The organism is Pedobacter aquae, from assembly GCF_008195825.1.
GTDB lineage: Bacteria > Bacteroidota > Bacteroidia > Sphingobacteriales > Sphingobacteriaceae > Pseudopedobacter > Pseudopedobacter aquae.
This window is the reverse complement of record NZ_CP043329.1, coordinates 1695494-1717356: the sequence shown is the minus strand read 5'-3', so window position 1 is coordinate 1717356 and position 21863 is coordinate 1695494. Positions and strand designations below refer to the sequence as shown.

Annotated in this window: 19 protein-coding genes and 1 riboswitch; of the genes, 11 read left to right on the top strand and 8 right to left on the bottom strand. The window is 34.4% G+C overall.

The features are described 5' to 3' along the window. Window position 1: 1 nt before the first annotated feature. Window positions 2–1252: a competence/damage-inducible protein A gene (locus FYC62_RS07460; RefSeq protein ID WP_149074505.1), complete on the top strand. Its 1251-nt coding sequence runs from the start codon at window positions 2–4 to the stop codon at window positions 1250–1252. A 46-nt stretch (window positions 1253–1298) separates the two neighbouring features. Continuing rightward, window positions 1299–2696, top strand: coding sequence for a dihydrolipoamide acetyltransferase family protein (locus tag FYC62_RS07455; RefSeq protein WP_149074504.1), 1398 nt, complete (start codon window positions 1299–1301; stop codon window positions 2694–2696). 58 nt (window positions 2697–2754) lie between these two features. On the opposite strand, the gene metX is transcribed toward FYC62_RS07455, so the two are convergent. From metX to FYC62_RS07440, 3 genes are all read right to left on the bottom strand, one after another. Then, window positions 2755–3810, bottom strand: coding sequence for a homoserine O-acetyltransferase MetX (gene metX, locus FYC62_RS07450; RefSeq protein ID WP_149074503.1), 1056 nt, complete (start codon window positions 3808–3810; stop codon window positions 2755–2757). Window positions 3811–3840: 30 nt separating this feature from the next. Then, a complete protein-coding gene (locus tag FYC62_RS07445) occupies window positions 3841–5145 on the bottom strand; it encodes an O-acetylhomoserine aminocarboxypropyltransferase/cysteine synthase family protein (protein ID WP_039450602.1) in 1305 nt (434 codons plus the stop codon). Window positions 5146–5340: 195 nt separating this feature from the next. Continuing rightward, a riboswitch (SAM riboswitch) is annotated at window positions 5341–5443 on the bottom strand. Between the two features lie 116 nt (window positions 5444–5559). Further along, window positions 5560–6687 (bottom strand): trans-sulfuration enzyme family protein, encoded by a 1128-nt coding sequence (locus FYC62_RS07440; RefSeq protein ID WP_317131529.1) that lies wholly within the window; start codon window positions 6685–6687, stop codon window positions 5560–5562. Window positions 6688–6787: 100 nt separating this feature from the next. Between FYC62_RS07440 and mqnE the strand changes: the two genes are divergently transcribed. Genes mqnE through FYC62_RS07425 form a run of 3 tightly spaced genes read left to right on the top strand, consistent with a single transcriptional unit; the run spans window position 6788 to window position 9388 of the window. Then, window positions 6788–7981 (top strand): aminofutalosine synthase MqnE, encoded by a 1194-nt coding sequence (mqnE, locus tag FYC62_RS07435; RefSeq protein ID WP_149074502.1) that lies wholly within the window; start codon window positions 6788–6790, stop codon window positions 7979–7981. A gap of 11 nt (window positions 7982–7992) precedes the next feature. Then, window positions 7993–8628: a histidine phosphatase family protein gene (locus tag FYC62_RS07430; protein ID WP_149074501.1), complete on the top strand. Its 636-nt coding sequence runs from the start codon at window positions 7993–7995 to the stop codon at window positions 8626–8628. A 19-nt stretch (window positions 8629–8647) separates the two neighbouring features. Continuing rightward, window positions 8648–9388, top strand: coding sequence for a menaquinone biosynthetic enzyme MqnA/MqnD family protein (locus tag FYC62_RS07425; protein WP_149074500.1), 741 nt, complete (start codon window positions 8648–8650; stop codon window positions 9386–9388). Here FYC62_RS07425 and FYC62_RS07420 read toward each other — a convergent pair. Further along, the gene (locus FYC62_RS07420) at window positions 9380–10246 is read right to left on the bottom strand and encodes a nucleoside phosphorylase (protein ID WP_149074499.1); all 867 of its coding nucleotides are present in this window, start codon (window positions 10244–10246) and stop codon (window positions 9380–9382) included. The genes FYC62_RS07425 and FYC62_RS07420 overlap by 9 nt on opposite strands. A gap of 2 nt (window positions 10247–10248) precedes the next feature. Continuing rightward, window positions 10249–10743, bottom strand: a complete 495-nt coding sequence (locus FYC62_RS07415) for a YajQ family cyclic di-GMP-binding protein (protein WP_149074498.1) — start codon at window positions 10741–10743, stop codon at window positions 10249–10251. Window positions 10744–10803: 60 nt separating this feature from the next. Here FYC62_RS07415 and FYC62_RS07410 point away from each other — a divergent pair, with 60 nt between their 5' ends. The 6 genes from FYC62_RS07410 to FYC62_RS07385 all read left to right on the top strand — a co-directional run bounded on the left by FYC62_RS07410 (window position 10804) and on the right by FYC62_RS07385 (window position 18631). Beyond that, on the top strand, window positions 10804–11370 hold the full coding sequence (locus tag FYC62_RS07410) for an outer membrane integrity protein (RefSeq protein WP_149074497.1): 567 nt from the start codon (window positions 10804–10806) through the stop codon (window positions 11368–11370). Between the two features lie 128 nt (window positions 11371–11498). Further along, window positions 11499–13553 carry a polyphosphate kinase 1 gene (gene ppk1 / locus FYC62_RS07405; protein ID WP_149074496.1) on the top strand — a complete coding sequence of 685 codons (2055 nt, stop codon included), beginning with the start codon at window positions 11499–11501 and terminating at the stop codon, window positions 13551–13553. Window positions 13554–13692: 139 nt separating this feature from the next. Beyond that, the gene (locus tag FYC62_RS07400; RefSeq protein WP_449406387.1) at window positions 13693–14433 is read left to right on the top strand and encodes a Ppx/GppA phosphatase family protein; all 741 of its coding nucleotides are present in this window, start codon (window positions 13693–13695) and stop codon (window positions 14431–14433) included. Window positions 14434–14536: 103 nt separating this feature from the next. Beyond that, window positions 14537–15769: a purple acid phosphatase family protein gene (locus tag FYC62_RS07395; protein WP_149074495.1), complete on the top strand. Its 1233-nt coding sequence runs from the start codon at window positions 14537–14539 to the stop codon at window positions 15767–15769. 156 nt (window positions 15770–15925) lie between these two features. Beyond that, window positions 15926–17104: an MFS transporter gene (locus tag FYC62_RS07390; RefSeq protein WP_149074494.1), complete on the top strand. Its 1179-nt coding sequence runs from the start codon at window positions 15926–15928 to the stop codon at window positions 17102–17104. Between the two features lie 96 nt (window positions 17105–17200). Continuing rightward, complete coding sequence (locus tag FYC62_RS07385) at window positions 17201–18631, top strand: L-serine ammonia-lyase (protein ID WP_149074493.1); 1431 nt, start codon at window positions 17201–17203, stop codon at window positions 18629–18631. Between the two features lies 1 nt (window position 18632). Here FYC62_RS07385 and FYC62_RS07380 read toward each other — a convergent pair whose 3' ends face one another. From FYC62_RS07380 to FYC62_RS07370, 3 genes are read right to left on the bottom strand one after another with little or no spacing between them, the layout of a single operon-like run. Next, window positions 18633–19808 (bottom strand): class I SAM-dependent methyltransferase, encoded by a 1176-nt coding sequence (locus tag FYC62_RS07380; RefSeq protein WP_240534854.1) that lies wholly within the window; start codon window positions 19806–19808, stop codon window positions 18633–18635. After that, window positions 19801–21063 carry an aspartate kinase gene (locus FYC62_RS07375; protein ID WP_149074492.1) on the bottom strand — a complete coding sequence of 421 codons (1263 nt, stop codon included), beginning with the start codon at window positions 21061–21063 and terminating at the stop codon, window positions 19801–19803. Before FYC62_RS07375 ends, FYC62_RS07380 begins: the two co-directional genes overlap by 8 nt. Beyond that, the gene (locus FYC62_RS07370) at window positions 21063–21860 is read right to left on the bottom strand and encodes a DUF3298 and DUF4163 domain-containing protein (protein WP_149074491.1); all 798 of its coding nucleotides are present in this window, start codon (window positions 21858–21860) and stop codon (window positions 21063–21065) included. Before FYC62_RS07370 ends, FYC62_RS07375 begins: the two co-directional genes overlap by 1 nt. Between the last annotated feature and the right edge of the window lie 3 nt (window positions 21861–21863).

The following is a 21863-nucleotide window of genomic DNA, read 5'->3' as shown; positions in this document are numbered from 1 at the left end:
TATGCTTGCAGAAATTATTACCATTGGCGATGAGATTCTTATAGGCCAAATTATCGATTCAAACTCGGCCTGGATGGCTGTAGAACTCAATAAAATAGGGGTTAAGGTAAAACAAATAACATCTGTTTCTGATGACGCCGAGCATATTAAAGAAGCACTTCGTGAGGCAGAGAAAAGAGCTAATATTATTTTGATTACTGGCGGTTTAGGTCCTACAAAAGACGATATTACCAAGAAGACATTAGCAGAGTTTTATAAAAGCGGAGGGATGGTCTTGCACCAGCCCACTTTAGATAAAGTTGCTTCTATTTTTGCGAAATATAATGCACCAGTAACCGATCTCAATAAGCTACAAGCCATGGTGCCAGATAATTGCGAAGTTATCTTAAACGAGAATGGTACTGCCCCTTGTATGTTATTTAGAAATGAGGATAGGATAATTGTTTCTATGCCTGGTGTGCCTTTTGAAATGATGGCTTTAATGCAAGATAAAATATTGCCATTGATTAAAGCCACCTATAATTTACCTTCTATATACCATAAAACTATTTTAACAGCGGGAATTGGCGAGTCTTTCTTGGCCGAAAAAATAGCACACATAGAGGATAGTTTACCGGCTTATATTAAATTGGCTTATTTACCCAAATTGGGTATTGTAAGGTTAAGATTAAGCACTGTAACAGGTATTACTCCAGAAACACAGCAAGAAGTAGCGCATTTTGCCAAACTCATTAAAAATGAGATAGAAGATTTCTGGGTTGCCGATGAGGATATACCTCTAGAAAAAGCCATTTTAAATTTAATGGATACGCATAAACTTACCCTTAGCGTTGCAGAAAGCTGTACTGGAGGTTATCTTTCTCATTTACTTACCCAACATTCGGGCTCTTCTTCAGTGTTTTTAGGCGGAGGAATTGTTTATGCTAATGCTTTAAAAGTGAAGCAACTAGGCGTAAGTAGTCAAACTTTAGATACCTATGGCGCTGTTAGCGAAGAAACAGTTACAGCAATGGCTAACGGAGCCATTAAAAATTTTAATAGTGATTACGCTATAGCAATCAGTGGCATTGCAGGTCCTGATGGCGGCACAGCAGAAAAACCTGTAGGTACAGTTTGGATAGCCGTTGCGCATCAACAGCAAACTATTGCCAAGAAATTTACTTTTAGTAATAAACGCTTACAAAATATAGAGAGGTCGGCTATTGCGGCGCTAAATCTTTTATTACGATTACTTAAGCAACATCAAGCATAAAAATCAATCAAATTGTTATTTTTGTTATAAACGATAAATAATTCTTATGGCTCAATACAAATTACTATTGCCAAAAATGGGCGAAAGTGTGGCGGAAGCAACGGTTATCAAGTGGGAGAAAAACCCTGGAGATAACATCGAAATAGATGATATTGTATTGGAGGTAGCTACAGATAAGGTTGATTCTGAAGTACCTTCACCAGTAAAAGGTAAGCTAATACAACAGTTTTTTGCTGAAAATGAGGTGGCACAAGTTGGTGATGTAATTGCCATTATAGAAATTGAAGGAGCTGGTGAAGAAGCTCAGCAAGACGAACCAAAAGCACAAGAATCAGTTCCTGTTGCGGAGAATAGCGTTGTAGCAGAAGAAAAGATTATTGAAAAAGAAGAAGAAGAAGTTCCCTTTATCCCGGCACAGGCAGAAAAAGAAGAGCCAAGCTTCCAAAATTCAGAATCAGGAAGGTTTTATTCTCCTTTAGTTAAAAGTATAGCTCAGGAAGAAGGTTTAGATTTAGCCGAGCTTGATAAAATACAAGGCACAGGTGCAGAAAACCGAGTAACGAAGAATGATTTACTGAATTATATAGCAGAGAAGAATCAGAGAAATAATCCGCAGTCATCAGTTGAAAATAAAGTTCAACCCATAGTAGAAGAAAGACAAATGCCTGTGCAGCCAAAAGCAGTTGAGGAAGAACCGGCAGCCTCTAAACCTACATCTAAAGTTGCCTATAGTGGTCATGATGAGATTATTGAGATGGACAGAATGCGTAAACTTATTGCAGATCATATGATTAACAGTAAGCAAACATCTGCTCATGTTTGTTCTGTTGTTGAGGCCGATGTTACCAATCTGGTGCAATGGAGAAATAAAGTAAAAAATGCTTTTGAGAAACGCGAAAACGAGAAGATAACTTTTACACCAATTTTTATTGAGGCTGTTGCTAAGGCTATTAAAGATATGCCTATGATTAATATCTCTGTAAATGGTTCTCAAATCATCAAAAAGAAAGATATCAATATAGGAATGGCTACGGCTTTGCCAAGCGGAAATTTAATTGTACCGGTAATTAAAAATGCCGACCAGCTAAATATGGTGGGTTTAACCAAAGCCGTTAATGATTTAGCTGCAAGAGCCAGAGTTAATAAACTACAGCCCGATGAAATTCAAGGTGGTACGTTTACCATTACCAATATTGGTGGTTTTGGTAATATCATGGGTACGCCAATCATCAACCAACCACAAGTAGCTATTTTAGCAGTTGGTGTTATTAAAAAGAAACCAGCTGTGATAGAAACAGAACATGGCGATATGATAGGTATCAGACACATGATGTACTTATCATTATCTTATGACCATAGGGTTGTTGATGGTGCACTAGGCGGTATGTTTGTGAAAAAAGTAGCCGATTACCTAGAGCAGTGGGATAGCCATAGAGAAATTTAAGTTTAAACTTCCTAGTATAAAAAAAACCGATTAGCTTCTTCCTAATCGGTTTTTTTATTTAAGCAACTTGTAAGCTGCTTTGTTTTTTTTCTAAAGATTTTTCTCTTAAGAACTTAGAAATAATATTTTCAAGCTTTTCAACCTCAAGCAAGAAGCCATCATGCCCGTATAAAGAATCAATTTCATGATATTCTGCTTCCTCAATATGCTTAGCAATAAATTTTTGCTCATGTGTAGGGAAAAGAATATCAGAAGCTATACCTATAACTAAAGTATTTGCTTTTATGCTTGCTAAAGCGGCTTCTACACTTGTTCTTCCTCTTCCTAAGTTGTGGCTATCCATAGTTTTGGTTAAATACCAATAGCTGTAGGCGTTAAATCTTTTTACCAATTTCTCTCCTTGATAATTTTGGTAGGATGAAGATTTAAATAAATCTATAACTTCGTTAGACGCTTCTGCTTGTTTATCAGCATAACAGTTGTAAGTTCTGTAAGATAATAAAGCCATGCTTCTAGCTGTTTTCAAGCCTTTTTGCCCACCTTTCGCTTCTTGTGTATAAAAAGTTCTATCGGTTTCTATAGCCAATCTTTGCGATTCGTTAAAAGCAATTCCCCAAGCAGAGTGTTGTGCATTAGTAGCTAAAACAATTAGGTTTTTAATTCTATCAGCTTCAGAAACAGACCACTCTAAAGCTTGTTGGCCACCTAAAGAACCTCCAATTAAAACCTCAATGTTTTCAATTGCTAAGTGTTGCGCTAAAAGTTTGTGCGCCTCCACCATATCTCTGATAGAGATTTTTGGAAAAGACAAATAATAAGGTTGCTTGGTGGTTTCATTTACTGATAAAGGATTTGTAGTGCCATAAGGAGAACCTAAAATATTAGCACAAACAATAAAATACTCTTCCCGATTAAATAAATCTTTTTCGCCAAACAGGCCTTTCCACCAATCAAATACATCAGAATTTGCGGTTAAAGCATGACAAACCCATACTACATTGCTTTTATCAGCATTTAGCTTACCAAAAGTATGGTAAGCTATGTTTAGCTTTTTAAGTCTTTTACCACTTTCTAGCTTAAACTGCTTTTTATATTGAAATGTCTTTATACTCATCGCAATCATCAATTAAAAAGGATTTGAAAATTATTTAATGGCATCAAAAGCTTGAGCAAAATCAGCTTTAATGTCATCAATATGCTCTATACCTACAGAAACTCTTAATAAAGTTGGAGTAACACCTGCTTTTAATTGCTCTTCAGCACTTAGTTGTTGGTGTGTAGTTGCAGAAGGCTGTATGATAAGTGTTTTTGCATCGCCCACATTGGCTAAATGGCTGGTTAGTTTAAGTGCATCAACAAATTTGATGGCGTTTTCTTTATCGCCTTTTAGCTCGAAAGATAATACTCCGCCAAAACCATTTTTTAAATACTTTTTAGCTAAAGTATGGTAAGGAGATGATTCTAAACCAGGGTAGTTAACTGCTTGTACTGCATCATGGTTTTCTAACCATTTTGCTAGCTCTAAAGCATTATCAACATGTCTTTGTACTCTTAAAGAAAGGGTTTCTAAACCTTGAATCAATAAGAAAGAGTTGAACGGAGAAATGGCAGGTCCAAAATCTCTTAAACCTTCTACTCTTGCTCTAATGATAAACTGGATGTTGCCAAAAGGACCGTTAACTCCAAAAACATCAGAGAAAACTAAACCATGGTAACCTTCTGATGGCTCAGAGAATTGAGGGAATTTACCATTTCCCCAATTGTAATTTCCGCCATCAACAATAACACCGCCAACGCTTGTGCCATGTCCGCCAATCCATTTTGTTGCAGATTCTACCACCACATTAGCGCCATGCTCAATAGGTCTAAAAAGATAGCCGCCAGCACCAAAAGTATTATCTACAATTAAAGGAAGGTCGTGTTTTTTAGCTAAAGCCGATATTTTTTCAAAATCAGGGATGTTAAACGCTGGGTTACCAATAGTTTCTAGGTAAATAGCTTTAGTTTTATCGTCTATCAAAGCTTCATAAGCTTCAGGAGTTTCCTCGTTCACAAAACGAGCTTCTATACCTAACCTCTTAAATTGTACTTTAAATTGGTTATAGCTACCACCGTATAAATATCTTGTTGAAACAAAGTTCTCTCCAGATTGGATAATATTTGCTATGGCGATGAATTGAGCCGCTTGCCCTGATGCTACCGCTAAAGCTGCTACACCACCCTCTAAAGCTGCTACTCTTTGCTCAAAAACATCGGTAGTAGGGTTCATTAAACGGGTGTAAATATTCCCGAACTCTTTTAAAGCGAATAAATTGGCGCCATGTTCTGAACTGTTAAATACATAAGAAGTAGTTTGGTACAAAGGAACTGCTCTTGAACCAGTTGTTGGGTCTACTTGTTGACCAGCATGTAATTGTAGTGTTTCAAATTTTAAATTTTGACTAGACATTGTGTAATATGTTAAGATTGTGAATAATAAAATAAAATTGTTGTTAGTTGAGATAAAGAAGTGCCAGAATTAGCACATATAACAACGCATGCTACAGCTTGCATCAGCAAATTGTAAAACATAAGAATTTTGATTTCCTTTTAGTAGGAAATAAGTTTGATGTAAGAAGAATTTTAAATTTTTCATGTCTTTAAATATTTATATTTCCCTTTCGGGGTAGGATTTGGCACCTTTCACAATCTTTGTGAGGTTGCCAGTGGGTCTTAGAGCCTATTCTCTCACCACTTCTTTATAAATCAAGACCTTTTGAAAGGAATTGATTTTGGTATTTAAACCAAATAATATTTCAAATATAGGTTTGTTTATTTTGCTTTTCCAAATAAAATTTTGAACTAATTTTTATTTTACTGATAATTAAGAGTTTAGGTGGTCTAAATTCTGAGCTAAATCAGCAATTAAATCATCAATATGTTCTAAGCCAACAGAAACTCTTAGTAAATTTTTTGGCGTTTTAGTATCCGGACCTTCTACTGCATAACGGTGTTCTATTAAACTTTCTACTCCGCCTAAACTTGTAGCTTGAGTAAATATTTTCAATCCGTTTATCAAATCAAAAGCGGCTTTTTCACCACCTTTTAAAGTAAAAGAAAGCATACCACTATAGCTTAACATTTGTTTTTTTGCTAAATTATGCTGCGGGTGTGATGCTAAACCGGGATAAAAAACAGCTTCAACAGCAGGATGACTTTCTAAATAAACAGCCAATTTAACAGCGTTTTCTACATGGCCACGCATCCGGTAAGGTAAAGTTTTAATGCCGCGGGTAATCAAATAACAATCAAAAGGAGAGGGGGTTGCACCGCCAAAACCTTGTACGGTTCTAATCTTCTCCCAAAATTCGTCTTTATTTTTAGTGATGATGACACCACCCGTAACATCGCTATGGCCATTTAAATATTTGGTGGTAGAGTGCATTACTAAATGTGCACCTAAGGTTAAAGGTTGCTGGCAAATAGGCGTTGCAAAGGTATTATCAACAGCAAATATGAGTTGATACTTTTTACAAATTTCCGCTATAGCTGCAATATCGGCTAATTTTAATAAAGGGTTAGATGGTGTTTCGGCCCATATTAACTTTGTAGAATCATTTATGGTGCTTTCTATTAAAGATAAATCGGTAAAATCAATAAAATCAAAAGTTAAAATCCCTTTAAACAATATTTTAAGCTGATTTCTTAGTCCGTGATACATATCATCAGGACAAATGATATGAGAGCCAGGTGCTAAAGCTTGAAAAACCGACATGCCAGCTGCATTACCTGTGGCAAAAGCACAAGCATCTTCACCGCCTTCCAATAAAGCTAAAACACGTTCTAAAGACTTGCGGTTAGGATTATCTGCTCTGGAATAGATATATCCACCAGGATATTCGCCATTGCTTCTTTCAAAAGTGCTCGACAAAATTAAGGGCTGTACAACTGCTTTAGTAGCTTCATCAACTTTGTTGCCTGCATGTATGGCTATGGTCTCTAAATTCATCATCTTTTAAATATGAAAGTAAACTTAATATAAAAGTGTTTGTTTTACATTAAGTAAACTAAAAAAAAGCTTGTTAATTGTTAATTTTGACAAAATTCATCACATGAACGCAGACCATCAACTCGCAGTACTTTTACAAGATGCTCATCTTGAGGCTTCTTTAAAAGAAATAGCCAAAAAAGTACAAAACGGAGAGAGAATAAGTTTTGAAGAAGGAGTTCTTTTATACAAAAAAGCTGATTTATCCTATCTAGGTGTTTTAGCAAACTATATCAGAACCAAGAAGCATGGAAACGTTACTTATTTTAATAGAAATTTCCATATAGAGCCTACAAACTTATGCGTTTATGATTGTAAATTTTGCTCTTATTCTCGTTTGATCAAAGAAAAGGCAGAAGGCTGGGAGTATACCATGGAGGAAATGATGGCCATTGTAAAATCTTATGATGAGCAGCCTGTTACAGAAGTTCATATAGTAGGCGGTGTATTGCCGCAATATGATATGAAATTTTATATGGATTTCTTTACCGCAATTAAAAAGCATCGCCCAGAGTTGCATGTTAAAGCACTTACTCCAGTAGAATATCATTACATCTTTAAAAAAGCCAAAGTAGATTACGCTACTGGTATGCGTATGATGAAAGAAGCCGGCTTAGAGTCTATGCCAGGTGGTGGTGCAGAAATTTTTCATCCGGAAATAAGAGAGCAAATAGCTAAAGATAAATGTGATGCAGAACAGTGGCTGCAAATACACGAAGAATGGCATAAATTAGGAATGCGTTCTAATGCAACCATGCTATATGGCCATATTGAGGAATATTGGCATAGGGTAGACCATTTAGAAAAATTGAGAGTATTGCAAGACAAAACAGGCGGTTTTCAAACTTTTATTCCGTTAAAATTTAGAAACCAAGATAACCAAATGTCGCATGTAGCAGAATCTACAGTAGTTGAGGATTTAAGAAACTATGCTATCTCTAGAATTTATCTGGATAATTTTGATCATATCAAAGCTTATTGGGCCATGATAGGTAGAAATACCGCTCAACTATCGCTTAATTTTGGTGTAGATGATATTGATGGTACTTTAGACGATACTACAAAAATTTATTCGATGGCTGGTGCCGAGGAGCAAAACCCTGCCATGAGCACTAAAGATTTAGTGAAATTGATTAAAGCAGTTGGTAAAAAGCCTGTTGAAAGAGATACTTTATACAACATCATCAATGATTTTGAAAATGTTGATTTCCCCGAGGATGAAAAACCAAAATACTACGCTTTACCCGTTATTAATTAAAAATATAGAGTTTGGATAAGAAGAAAAATAAAAAGCTTTACATCATTAGGCATGGTGAAACAGATTTCAATAAAGATGGGATTGTACAAGGCAGGGGAGTAAATTCTGATTTAAATGCTACAGGAATAGCGCAAGGTGAAGCTTTTTATAAAAAATATAAAAATATTCCTTTTGATAAGCTTTATACATCAACCTTAAAAAGAACACATCAAACGGTAAAAGACTTTATTAATGACGGCTTAGTTTGGGAGCAGTTAGCTGGTTTAGATGAGTTGGCTTGGGGTGTTTATGAAGGTCAAAAAAGCAATGCAGCTTTAAGAGAGGCTTTTGTTAATTTAATACAGGCTTGGGCTGCCGGGCATTATGATGTGAAGCCAGAAGGTGGCGAAAGCCCCAATGAGGTTTATGTAAGACAAGCAGCAGCCATGAATCATATTACTAAGCAAGACCATGAAAACACGGTTTTAATTTGTATGCATGGCAGAGCTATACGTTTATTAATGTGTTTATTGATGAAAAAGCCATTATCTGAGATGGATACCTATCCGCACCAAAATACTTCTTTATATGTTTTAAACTATGATGGAGAGCAGTTTGAGATAGAAGTTTTTAATAGTTTGGCGCATTTAGAAGAGCAGGGTTTATAGGTTTTGATTTTATTTTGAGATGATAAGAGTTTCTGCGGTTAGTTATACCAATACATTACCCTTTATTTATGGTTTAGCGCATCATCCTGTTAAAGAAGAAATACAGTTAACGGTAGATTATCCGGCATTGTGCGCTCAAAAATTAATAGATGATGAAGCTGATATAGGTTTAATTCCTGTGGCGTCTTTATTGAAATTGCCAGAATATCATTTAGTTTCTGATTATTGCATAGGTGCTAATGGTATAGTAAACTCGGTTTATATTTTTAGCAACTGCCCGGTAGAAGAAATAGAATTTCTACAATTAGACCCCGAGTCTAACACCTCAAATAATTTAGCCTTTGTACTGTTAAAACATTATTTTAAGGTTAATCCAGTAAGGTTGATTAATGCTGTAGATTATGGTGAACTTAAACATCCTAAAACAGCCTTTGTACAAATTGGCGACCGTACTTTTGGTAAGCAAAATCAATATCCTTATGCTTATGATTTGGCTCAAGAATGGAAAAATTTCACAGGTTTGCCTTTTGTTTTTGCCGCTTGGGTAAGCAATAAAAAGTTGCCTGAGAAATTTGTTAATGCTTTTAATGATGCCTTAAAACATGGTTTAGATAACCGTAAAGAAGTCTTTAAAACCATGCAAATGCGAGCTAATTTTGATTTGGAAGACTATCTGCTACATAAAATAGATTATCCTTTAGATACTCAAAAAAGAGAAGCTTTAGCGCTGTTTTTAAATTACGTTAAAGCATTAAGCTAGTTTTTCTAAAACCTTTTTTAGCATATTTTCTACAATTAATGCAGGGTTAGCAGCAAATTCAAAGTTTAATCGACTGGCTAAAATAGCATTGATAGAAATAGCTTCATGACCTAAAGCGTTGGCAAGAGCGTAAATTCCCGCCGTTTCCATTTCTAAATTGGTGACTTGGTATTTACTTACATTTAAGCTGGTTAGTCTTTCAATAAGGTTATTGATTTTATTGTTTGCTCTTACTTTTCTGCCTTGTGGAGCGTAAAACCCCGGAGCCGTTACTGTTATCCCTTTAGGAATATCAGCAGCTAAAGTATTTAATAAAGAAGCTGAAGCTGATGTTAAATAAGGAGATAAACCTAAATCTTGAAGAGAGGATTTAACTTGTTGCTCTAAAACTTTGTCTTCATTGTTCAGATTTCTTTCGTAATAATGCATCAAGCTATCTAAGCCTAAACCATGCGAAGAAGCTAAAATACTGCCCATTTCTACATCTTTATTTATACTTCCTGATGTTCCTAGCCTAATAATTTGTAAAGTTTTATGGTTTTCTTTTATTTGTCTTTGCTCAAAATCAATATTAGCAAGCGCATCCAATTCGTTTAAAACAATGTCGATATTATCAGTACCAATACCGGTAGAAATAACGGTAATTCTTTTTTTACCGATATAACCTGTATGCGTAATAAATTCTCTTTTGCCTTTTTTGAGCTCGATTTTATCAAAATACTTGCTCACCTCAGGCACCCTTTCTTGGTCGCCAACAGTAATAATGGTATCGGCAATATCTTCTGGTCTTAAGTTTAGATGATAAATACTGCCATCAGCATTAATAATTAAATCTGATGCCGCTATTGTTTTTTCCATACTTAGTTTCTCATGTTGATGTATTGCAGTGGTTGCCCAAAATTATCGCCTCTGCAAAGTTGAATCACCGCTTGTAAATCATCAATTTTCTTGCCTTGTACCCTTACTTGGTCTTCCATAATAGAAGCCTGTACTTTAAGTCCAGAATCTTTAATTTTCTTCACAATCTTTTTAGCTGTTTCTTTATCAATACCTTCTTTAACATCAATATCTTTCCTAATCATATTACCTGAAACGCTGTAATGAGGTTTTTCTAAGTTTAAAGCATTAGGATCTAAATGTTGCTTTACCATTCTTGAAATAATAGAATCAATAATAGCTTTTAAGCGCATATCGTTCTCTGTAATTATGGTTAAAGCATTGGTTTTCTTATCCAATTCTATAGAACTTTTAGAATCATGAAAATCATAACGATTTAAAATTTCCTTTTTTGCGTTATTGATAGCGTTATCTAATGTTTGGCTATCTAATTTACTTACGATATCAAATGATGGCATACAAAACTTAATTTGATTAATTGAGTTTTTAAAGATAGATTTAAATAAAACAAAATTATTATGAAAGCATCAAAAACTAAAGGGGTAAATAGAAAAGTTAAAAAACAGCTTAAAAGCGAATTAGAAGTAAACTTAAAAGCCAAGCTTAAAGATTTTATTATAAGCCTCGGACATGATGCCGAAGATATTGGCTCAGAGCTAAAAAAAGCGAGTAAATTATTAGCTAAGAAATTAGCTGCAAAAATTAAAAGCGTAAAAGATATTAAGCCTAAAAAGGCCGAAGTAAAAAAAGTAGATGTTAAAGTTAATGCCGTAAAATCTGCCCAAAAGGCAAAAAAAGTAATCGCTAAAGCGGTTAAAAAGGTAAATAACAAGGCTGCTGATATTGAAGAAATTATTAAAAAAGAAGTTGTGAACCCAGCTAAAGTAGTTTTAGATGATGTTCAAGCAGCTCCAAAAGTAGCTCCAGCTAAAACTGTAATAAAAAAAGCACCTGCACCAAAAGTTGTAGCAACTAAAAAAAGTGCAGAAAAGCCTATGGCTCCTGCTAAGGCTGCGGCAGTAAAAACAAGTAGCAAAGCACCTGCAAAAAAAGTAAGCAAAGCACCTACTAAGAAAACAGAATAGAAAAATAGGTTTTTCTGCATCAATTTTGATAAGAGTTAAAGCTTACGAAGCAATGGCTTAGCTGTGTTTATAATTAACACACAGTTAACATTAAATTTTGCAGCTTTGGATTTCGTGGTAAACAATACATGACAAATAGTAAACCTCCAATTTTAAACAGAGAAATTAGTTGGCTTTATTTTAACGACAGGGTTCTGCAAGAAGCTGCCGATAAAACTGTCCCTTTGATAGAGCGTATTAAGTTTTTGGCAATATTTTCGTCTAATCTTGATGAGTTTTACCGTGTACGTGTTGCTACCTTAAATAGGTTAACAACCGTAGTGGATAGGGTAGAAGAGGAGTTAGGTTATAACCCAAAGAAAATCCTTAACCAGATAAAAAACATCGTTATCAAGCAGGAAAGGAAGTTTAATCTTTTGTATGAGGATATTATAAAAGAACTTTCTACTAATAAAATCTTTATCCTTAATGATAAGCAGTTGAACGTAAGCAGAGGAGCTTTCGTAAAATCGTATTTTAGAGATAAGCTTTTATCTGCTATTGTCCCTATTATTTTAGATGAAAAACAGCCTTTTCCTCAGTTAAAAGATAGGGTCATTTATTTCTTAGTTAAGCTATCAAGAAAAGATAAGAAAACTAAAGTAAAATATGCTTTGGTAGAGCTTCCAGAGGGTATCAGTAGGTTTTTAATTCTGCCAGAAACCAATAATCTAAAATTTATTATTCTGGTTGATGATATTATTAGGTATTGTTTAGATGATGTTTTTTTCATTTTTGATTATGATGAAATTGAAGCTTACTCTATACAGGTTACCCGAGATGCTGAACTAGATTTAGATAAAACCGTTAGTGATAAGTTTATTGAAGCCTTATCTAAAAGCTTGCAAAAGCGTAAAAAAGGTAAACCTATGCGTTTACTTTATGATACTGCTATGCCTATGGATATGCTATCAACCATCGTGGCAAAACTGAATCTGAATTCAGAGAGCTTAATTCCCGGTAATAGATACCATAATTTTAAGGATTTTATAAGTTTTCCTAATGTTGGCTTAGAGAATTTAGAATATAAAAAGCAAACACCACTACCGGTAAAAGGCTTAAGTTATTTTAAAGGTTTGTTCGAGCTCATTAAGCAAAAAGACTATCTCATCAGCTTACCTTATCAATCTTTTGATTATATCATCCACTTTTTAAGGGAAGCCGCCATAGATCCAAAAGTTACACAAATACATATCACACTATATCGCTTAGCAGAAAATTCAAAGGTAATTAATGCGCTCATCAACGCATCACGTAACGGTAAAAAAGTAAATTGTTTGGTTGAGCTTAAAGCCCGTTTTGATGAACAAGCTAATATTTATTGGACAAATAGGCTAGAAGAAGAAGGCGTATTGGTTAATTATGGTATTACAGGTTATAAAGTACACTCTAAAATTTGTTTGATAACCCGTATAGAAAAAGGTGTTAAGGTGCATTATGCTAATTTAGCAACAGGTAATTTTAATGAGAAAACAGCAGGTATTTATGGCGACCATAGCTTATTTACCGCCAACCCCAGAATTACAGAAGAGTTAAGTAAATTGTTCATCGCTATCAATAAGAAAGTTATTTCTAAAGATTATAAACATTTAATTGTTTCTCCTTTAGAAACCAGGCCTAAGTTGTTTGCCCTTATCAATCAGGAAATTAAAGCTGCTAAACAAGGTAAAACGGCTTATATCATTTTGAAAATGAACTCCCTTGCCGATGAGCAAACCATCAAAAAGCTTTACGAAGCTAGCAATGCAGGTGTAAAAATAAAATTGATAGTGCGTGGCATGTGTAGTTTGGTTCCTGGGCGAAAAGGCTTTAGCGAAAATATAGAAGTAATATCTATTGTAGATAAATATTTGGAGCATGCCCGTATATGGGTTTTTGCTAATGGAGGTAAAGAAAAAGTATTCCTTTTATCTGCCGATTTAATGACTAGAAACTTAGATCATCGTGTTGAAGTAGGTTTTCCTATTTATGATGAGGCTATCAAACAAGAAATAAGAGATATTATAGATATCCAATTAATGGATAATACCAAAGCCAGAGAAATCAATCATCTTAACAACAATAAATACCATAAAACTGGTGATAAAGAACCTCATCGTTCGCAAATAGAGACATATAATTATTTAAAACAAAAACATAGCTAAAATTGAAATACGCAGCAATTGATATTGGTTCTAACGCAGTAAGACTCCTTATAGCAGATATTATAGATAACGACGGAACTATCTCTTTTAAGAAAAATACTTTAGTAAGAGTGCCTTTAAGATTAGGTGATGATGCTTTTTGGAGAAAAAAATCTCTGAAAAGAAAGCTATTGATTTATATAAAACCATGCAGGCTTTTAAGAACCTTATGGATGTTTATAAAGTTGAAGATTATTTGGCTTGTGCAACATCGGCTATGCGTGAGGCTGTAAATGGTGAAGAACTTGCGGCAAAAGTAAAGGAAGAAATAGGCCTTAATTTAGAAGTTGTTGGCGGACAAAAAGAAGCTAGTATCATTTATGCTAGCCATATAGAACAAACGCTAGACCGTAAGAAGAATTATTTATATATAGATGTTGGCGGCGGAAGTACAGAACTTTCTGTATTTAGTAATGGTCAAATGGAAGCCTCAAAATCTTTCAATTTAGGAACTATACGTATTTTAGATAACCAAGATAGGGAAGAAGAGTGGCAAGATATGCAAACCTGGATGAAAGAGAATTGTAAAGATACCAGAGACCTTATTGGTATTGGTACAGGCGGTAACATCAATAAATTATTTAAATTATCTGATGAAAAAGATGGTTCTCCTTTATCTTTTACAAAACTTAAAAGCTTAGAAAACTATTTAAGTTCTTACTCTTTAAAAGACAGAATCAACGTTTTAGGCTTAAATCAAGATAGGGCAGATGTTATTATCCCAGCTTGCGATATTTTTCTTAAAGTGATGAAATGGGGTAATATTAAGAATATTTACGTACCCAGAGTTGGTATGGTGGATGGAATCATCCAATTATTGATTGAGAAAAATTTTAAGTAGAAGAGATTAATTTAGGTAATTAGGTATAGGCTTTGTATTTTAGAATCGAAATTTTTCACTAAAATTTCAGATTATCACACTGTTAAACCAAAAATTACTCAACATGATTAAACATTTGCTAAAGGTATTTACCTTTTTAGCCTTCTCTATCTTCGCCTGCAATTTGCAAGCTCAAGACACTAAAATAGTTGCTGGCCTATTACTTACTTGGGTTGATGATCCAACATCTACTATGGTTATTGATATTCATACACCAGGCGATTATCAAGGTAAAAACACTTTATATTATAAACTAGCAACAGATAAAAAGTGGAACGAATTTCAAGGAGAAAGCTTTGCCTATCCATTTTCTACCAAAAAAATTACTAGATTTTATTTAAAAAATCTTACAGCAGCAGGTAATTACGAGTTTACTTTTGGTACAGATAAAACCGTTTACAGGTTTAGAACCATGCCTCTTAATACCAAAAAAGGCGTCACTTTTGTTGCTGGGGGCGATACCATGCATGAAAAAGCCCATATGGATAGAACCAATAAGGCTGTATTGGCACTAAACCCAGATTTTATAGTCTTAGGCGGAGATTTAGCTTATGCTAATGGTTTAGAAAAGAACTTAGGCAGATGGGAGCAATGGTTTCAATCTGTACAAGAAACCCTTATTGATAAAGATAACCGAGTTATTCCCATTATAGCTGGTATTGGAAACCATGAAGTAATAGATGGAACTTATAAAAAGCATCCTGATTTTAAAGATACCAACGAGTGGAGAAAGAAAATAGCTCCTTACTTTTATACCTTTTTTGCTTTTCCGGGTTTAAGAGGCTATAATGTTCTTGATTTTAAAAATTACCTTTCTTTAGTTTCCTTAGATACAGACCATTCTAACCCTATAAAAGGCGAACAAACCCAGTGGTTAGCTCAAACTTTATCTGCAAGAAGCAAAAAGGTAGATTTTATTTTCCCTTTTTATCATGTACCTGCTTACCCATCAAATAGGTCGTTTTCTGCTAGTAATAGCAAAGAAATAAGAGAAAATTTTGTTCCTCTCTTTGAAAAGAACGGAGTTAGAGTTGCTTTTGAAAATCATGATCATACTTATAAAAGAACTTATCCAATTTTTGAAAATAAAATTGATGAAACAGGAAAAGGAATTGTTTATATGGGCGATGGTGCATGGGGAGTTAATACAAGACCCATAACCAAAAAAGAATGGTATTTGAAAGAAGCTCAAAGTATTAGACATTTCATCGCGGTAACGCTAAAAAATAACCAAGCATCATTTAGCATGATTAATGAGAACGGCGTTCAGTTTGATAGTTACCAATACAAAAAATAATTACTTACATTCATGATATGAAAAGTGGCTTTGCAATTTGTAAAGCCATTTTTTTCACAAGAAAATTAAACTTTAACTTTTTAAAATATTTATTAATTTAGCCAAACAAAATAAAATAAATCAAAAGTTTTTAACCAATTATTTTAAACCTTCATTATGCTTTCTTCTCAACAAGAACAAGAGAAAAATATTCAACCTAAGGCAGGTCTTTTAAGTGCGGCCGTAATTGTAGCCTCTTTAGGCTATTTTGTAGATGTTTATGATTTACTGCTTTTTAGTATTGTGAGGGTGCCCAGTTTAGAGTCTATGGGATATTTTGGACAAACTTTAACAGACAATGGGATTTTTCTTTTAAACGTTCAAATGATAGGTTTACTTTTAGGAGGTATTTTTTGGGGCATTCTTGGTGATAAAAAAGGCAGGCTTTCTGTTTTATTTGGTTCTATTTTTATGTACTCTGTGGCCAATATTGCCAATGGTTTTGTAAATACTATAGAAGCGTATGCTGTTTGGCGTTTTATAGCCGGAGTTGGTTTAGCCGGAGAGCTTGGAGCTGGTATTACTTTAGTTGCCGAGTTAATTTCTAAAGAAAAAAGAGGCTATGCCACAACTATTGTTGCGGCTGTTGGTGTAAGCGGTGCTGTAGCAGCTTATTTTGTTGCGCAGTTTTTTGATTGGCGTACCTGTTATTTTATTGGCGGAGGTTTAGGTTTATCCTTATTGTTATTAAGAATAGGGGTGTCAGAATCTGGAATGTTTGGTAAAACCAAAGAGCAAGAACATGTTAATAGAGGTGATTTTTTCTCTCTATTTAGTAGTAAAGACCGATTTTTTAAATATCTAAGATGCATTATTATTGGTGTGCCTTTATGGTTTGTAGTAGGGATTTTAATTACCCTATCTCCAGAGTTTGGTAAGGTTTTAGGTGTTCAAGGAAATGTAAATGCTGGTGCAGCTGTGGCTTGTTGCTATGCTGGTTTGGTACTTGGAGATATCGCAAGCGGTTTGTTAAGTCAGTGGTTAAAAAGCCGTTTAAAAGTTGTTTATGTGTACTTGTTTTTATCTGTAATAGGTATTGCAGCATATTTCTTCTTATCAGGTATAAGTTTGTTTGCTTTCTATGCTATTTGTTTATTCCTTGGTTTTTCTGTTGGCTATTGGGTTATTTTTATGACCATAGCTGCAGAGCAGTTTGGAACAAATATTAGAGCAACGGTAACCACTACAGTGCCTAATTTTGTACGAGGTGCCGTGGTTCCTTTATCATTACTGTTTCAATTTTTAATAAAATGTTTAACGGAACATTTATACATGCAGGAATTATTGTGGGTGTAATAAGTTTAGGATTAGCATTTTGGGCATTAAATAAAATGCAAGAAACTTTTTCCAAAGATTTAGATTATTTAGAAGACTAAGCTTAATTTTATATACATGCTACCAGAACAAATATCTGTTTTTGATATCCTTAAAATAGGAGTTGGTCCGTCAAGTTCACATACGCTTGGTCCTTGGCGAGCTGCACAACGTTTTGTGAAAGATTTACAAGAAAAAGGTAAACTTAATCAGATAAATAGCATTCATGTGAATTTATATGGTTCTTTAGCCAAAACAGGTATTGGCCATGGTACAGATATAGCCATTATGCTAGGTTTAAGCGGTTTTGATCCGGTTACGATGGATATTAACCAGATAAACCCAGTGATAAATGGCATCAAAAAGGGAAAGAAAATAAATCTTCATCAGCAACAGCTTATAGATTTTAATTACGCTAAAGATATAGCGTTTTTAAAACAAGAATCTTTACCTTATCATCCCAATGCGCTTACGTTTATTGTTGTAATGGCTACGGCCGAGGTTTATCAGGAAACTTATTATTCTGTTGGTGGTGGTTTTATCCAAAAGGAAGGTGAAAAAGCTTTAACATCTGGTAAAGCTGCCACACCAAAATATGAAACGCAAACTGCAGCTCATTTGCTTGAGGCTTGTACAAAGGCTGGTAAAAATATCAGTAGTATAGTTTTAGAAAATGAAAAATGCTGGAATCCAGAACTGCTTATTGATGAAAAATTAATGCAGATATGGCAAGTGATGATAAATTGTATGTACAAAGGCTGTCATGAAGAGGGTATTTTACCCGGCGGATTATTGGTAAATAGAAGAGCAGCGGCTATCAATAAAAGGTTATTAGCAGGGAAAAATTATCAAGACCAAACAGGTTGGATAGCAGCTATTAAAGAAAATGGTAATGGTTTTCAGTACACTTTAAACTGGGTGAGCTGTTTTGCTTTAGCTGTAAATGAGGAAAATGCTTCTTTTGGTAGGGTAGTAACAGCCCCAACAAATGGTTCTGCAGGGGTAATTCCGGCTGTTTTAATGTATTATATTGTGTTTTGCAATGGGCAAAATAACAGTAAAATCATACAGTTTTTATTAACCGCAGCACAAATTGGAAGTATTTTTAAACAAGGTGCAACCTTATCTGCTGCTATGGGCGGTTGCCAAGCAGAAATTGGCGTAAGCTCTGCCATGGCAGCAGCTGGTTTAACAGAAGTTTTAGGAGGTAGCCCAGAACAATGCTTAATGGCTGCAGAAATTGCGATGGAGCATCATTTAGGTCTTACATGCGACCCAATTGCTGGCTTGGTTCAAGTGCCTTGTATAGAGCGAAATACCATGGGAGCTATAAAAGCTATCACGGCAGCTCAACTAGCACTACAAAGCGAACCATCAAAAGCAAAAGTTTCTTTAGACAGTGTGGTGAAAACCATGTGGGAAACCGCTTTAGATATGAATTCTAAATACAAAGAAACTTCAGAAGGTGGTTTAGCGGTTAATATTCCTATAAGTTTGAGCGATTGTTAATTTAGCTAATTCGCTCTGCTATCATCATGATTTTGCGTTCATCATGGGCTGTTGTACAGTATAAATAAGTATTGCTGCCATCATCTATTTTGAATTTCTTTTTCACTTCCTCTGGTTTTAAATGGAAGTTTCTACAAACTACATTAGCTTTTTTTAAATGCTGCTTAGAAAACTGTTTAAATTCCAGAACATGATTAATCTTTAAAACTCGTCCTGGAAAATCATTTTTTAGTTCTTTAGAAGTATATAAATGCGAATGTTGATGTAGTTTATGTAAATCAAACTTTTGGGCAATACTTTTAAAAAGACCAGCTTTTAAAATGGCAGCATCAGGCTCGTATAAATAAGTTTCAGGGTTTTTATAGCTTGGGCTGATGATATTTTCTTCTTCCAGGTATGGGAATTCTAAGATGTTTTGATTTTCTGCAGTTAATAAAGCACAAACAATTTTAGTTGCTGATGCTTGTTTTTCTATGATGAATAAAAGCTCTTTACACTCGTTATTTACACTTACAACATGTATTTCGCTTACATATTTAAGTGCTTTAACTGCTGCATAAATATCTAAAATAGGTGCTGCTTTTAATATGATTTTTGGGGCTTTAGACAAATAAAAATCCAGATGTTGTATAATGTTTGGCTCGCAATCTTGTAATAAAAATACTTTTGAGTTTTCTACCCTTCTAGATGGGTCTGTATAAATAATATCAGTTTGCTGGATGTTTTGTAGGTATTCATGGCTGTCGCCAGTATGAAATGTAATGTTCTGAGCACCTAACAATTGGTTGTTGTGTTGTGCAAGGGCAGATAGTTGCGGATTAAGTTCACAATGTACAACCTCTTTAGCTTCTTTGGAAAAGTAAAAATCATCAACACCAAAACCACCAGTTAAATCAACCATGTTGGCATTTTTAACCAATTTACTTTTGTAAAGTGCTGTTATTTCTGATGATGATTGCTCTAAATTTATTTTAGGTGGATAGATAATACCATCGGTATTTGCCCACAAGGGGAGTTTTTTTAATGTAGCTTTCTTCCCTTGTATTTGGTGAGCAATTTCTTTAACATCAATATCCTGAAATGGAGAGCCTTTTAAGATAATTTTATTCACGTCAGCATCGGCGTTAAGCCTAATGTAATCTTGAACTTCTTTATCTAAAAGCGCTTTATTAATCATTTTTTAGGATAAATTGTGCCGTAGTTCTGCTTCTTTGTTCTAGTAATAAATTTTTGTCTTGTGCATAGGTCTTTATACTATCTTCCGTAGCATGTCTGATGGTTACAAGCTGTAAATGATTGTTGTATTTATAGCTAAAGTCTGCCTCTATCAAACTTCTTAGCTGTTTAAATTTCATTTCATCCTCATCAAAACAAGCAGAAAAGCTAAGAGCCGATATCTGCATCATATTAATTTTGATATTTACTTTAGAAAAAGCTGCAAATAAATCTTTCAGATGATGCTCTGTAATAAAAGAAAAATCTTTGGTAGAGATACTCAACAACAACTGGTTTTGCTTCACAATCAAAATAGGAATCTGAATAGCAATATCAGCTTCTTTAATGATGGTGCCGGCTTCTTCTGGTTGCATAAAAGGTTTTACAAATAACGGTATCCCTTTATTTTGTAATGGTTTTATGGTTTTTGGATGAATAACCGTAGCACCATAATAAGTCATTTCAATAGCCTCGGCATAAGATAATTCAGCCAGTTTTTGGGTGTCGTTAAATAATTTTGGGTCGGCATTTAAAATACCCGGAACATCTTTCCAAACGGTAACCTGGCTTGCATTTAAACAGCTCGCGAAGATAGATGCAGTATAGTCAGACCCTTCTCTGCCTAAAGTTGTTGTAAAATTTTCTGATGTATTACCGATGAAACCTTGTGTAATAGCAATTTGCTCTTTCAAGATAGGAGGGATGCCTTGAGCAATTAACTTTTCTGTCTTCTCCCAGTCAATTTTAGCTTCACGATAAGTATTATCTGTTTGGATGTAAGAACGAGCATCAAGCCATTTGTTTTTGATTCCGATAGTATTTAAATAATGACTTACTATCTTGGTAGAAAGGACCTCGCCAACAGAAACTATTTGGTCGTAAATGAAATTAAACTCGTCTTGCGGTTCGTCTTCAATTACCCATTCAATCTCTACGAAAGTGTTATTAATCTCATCAAATACTTTGGCATTTTTATCTTCAAAAAGTTGGTCTATAACACCAAAATGATAAGCTTTAATCTCCTCCAGAATATCAAAAATATCATCTTTATTATCAAAATAGCTTTTGGTAAGTTTTTCTAAAGCATTGGTAGTTTTTCCCATGGCAGAAATAACAACTAAAAGTTGTTTGTCGAGGTTTTTTTGAAGAATAAAACCTAAGTTTTTAATGCCATCGGCGTCTTTTACAGAAGCGCCACCAAATTTAAATACCTCCATTATGGTTTGAATTTTGATAAAATACTTTCTTTTTTTATGATTTCTTGTATGTCTTTATAAGGGATAAAAAGCGCTGTTCTGCCGTAAGCATAAGCTTTAATCTCGTAAGGGTTATACAAAAATTCTAATCCCTTGTTGGTGATGATAAAGTTCTCATTAAGGCTAAATTTTTGCTCGTCAAAGAAATAGCTATCTAAGTGATCATCGGCTTTTAAACCTTCTTGTTTTCTAAAAATTTGCTCTGCAATAGCATTTAACTGAACTCTTTCACTAGGGTCAAAAATATCTTTTAGTTGTATAATTTGATAGCCTTTTTTAGAAATATTAAAATACTGAATGGTTTCTAAACCATGTGCCCCGCCAGTATAAACATAGCTTTGATAAGCAAAATTGATGAAATTTTCATCTTGATAAGCTATTCTGAAATTTTGATCCCAAGCGTAGCCAGCCGGGCTATCAGGAAATTCTTTCTTAAACTTTAAGTAGTCGTTGATAAAAGAATCTGCGGCTAAATTTAAATTACGGGTTGGCTGGCCGTTATAAGGTAAAGTGGTGATAATATTACTGATAAATTTATTTAAAGTATCAACTTTAAAAACAGGGTAAAGGACTTTTACATAGGCTTCGCAAGAATCAATTTTACAGCTTGGTGTAGTCTTATAAAAGTTTATAAGCTCGTAAGCTAGGGTATCTTTAGCTATTTGTTTAGCCTCTTCTTGTTCTGCCTGCTTTGGCTTATTTTGGTTACAGCTAATAAATGTAAGAGCAAAAACAGCTAGTAAAAGGTGATGTCTCATGGC

Excerpts from the sequence above, each read along its gene's own strand:
- FYC62_RS07460 (WP_149074505.1), top strand. The coding sequence starts at position 2 with ATGCTTGCAGAAATTATTACCATTGGCGATGAGATTCTTATAGGCCAA.
- FYC62_RS07455 (WP_149074504.1), top strand. The coding sequence starts at position 1,299 with ATGGCTCAATACAAATTACTATTGCCAAAAATGGGCGAAAGTGTGGCG.
- metX (WP_149074503.1), bottom strand. The coding sequence starts at position 3,810 with ATGAGTATAAAGACATTTCAATATAAAAAGCAGTTTAAGCTAGAAAGT.
- FYC62_RS07445 (WP_039450602.1), bottom strand. The coding sequence starts at position 5,145 with ATGTCTAGTCAAAATTTAAAATTTGAAACACTACAATTACATGCTGGT.
- FYC62_RS07440 (WP_317131529.1), bottom strand. The coding sequence starts at position 6,687 with ATGATGAATTTAGAGACCATAGCCATACATGCAGGCAACAAAGTTGAT.
- mqnE (WP_149074502.1), top strand. The coding sequence starts at position 6,788 with ATGAACGCAGACCATCAACTCGCAGTACTTTTACAAGATGCTCATCTT.
- FYC62_RS07425 (WP_149074500.1), top strand. The coding sequence starts at position 8,648 with ATGATAAGAGTTTCTGCGGTTAGTTATACCAATACATTACCCTTTATT.
- FYC62_RS07420 (WP_149074499.1), bottom strand. The coding sequence starts at position 10,246 with ATGGAAAAAACAATAGCGGCATCAGATTTAATTATTAATGCTGATGGC.
- FYC62_RS07415 (WP_149074498.1), bottom strand. The coding sequence starts at position 10,743 with ATGCCATCATTTGATATCGTAAGTAAATTAGATAGCCAAACATTAGAT.
- FYC62_RS07410 (WP_149074497.1), top strand. The coding sequence starts at position 10,804 with ATGAAAGCATCAAAAACTAAAGGGGTAAATAGAAAAGTTAAAAAACAG.
- ppk1 (WP_149074496.1), top strand. The coding sequence starts at position 11,499 with ATGACAAATAGTAAACCTCCAATTTTAAACAGAGAAATTAGTTGGCTT.
- FYC62_RS07395 (WP_149074495.1), top strand. The coding sequence starts at position 14,537 with ATGATTAAACATTTGCTAAAGGTATTTACCTTTTTAGCCTTCTCTATC.
- FYC62_RS07390 (WP_149074494.1), top strand. The coding sequence starts at position 15,926 with ATGCTTTCTTCTCAACAAGAACAAGAGAAAAATATTCAACCTAAGGCA.
- FYC62_RS07385 (WP_149074493.1), top strand. The coding sequence starts at position 17,201 with ATGCTACCAGAACAAATATCTGTTTTTGATATCCTTAAAATAGGAGTT.
- FYC62_RS07380 (WP_240534854.1), bottom strand. The coding sequence starts at position 19,808 with ATGATTAATAAAGCGCTTTTAGATAAAGAAGTTCAAGATTACATTAGG.
- FYC62_RS07375 (WP_149074492.1), bottom strand. The coding sequence starts at position 21,063 with ATGGAGGTATTTAAATTTGGTGGCGCTTCTGTAAAAGACGCCGATGGC.
- FYC62_RS07370 (WP_149074491.1), bottom strand. The coding sequence starts at position 21,860 with ATGAGACATCACCTTTTACTAGCTGTTTTTGCTCTTACATTTATTAGC.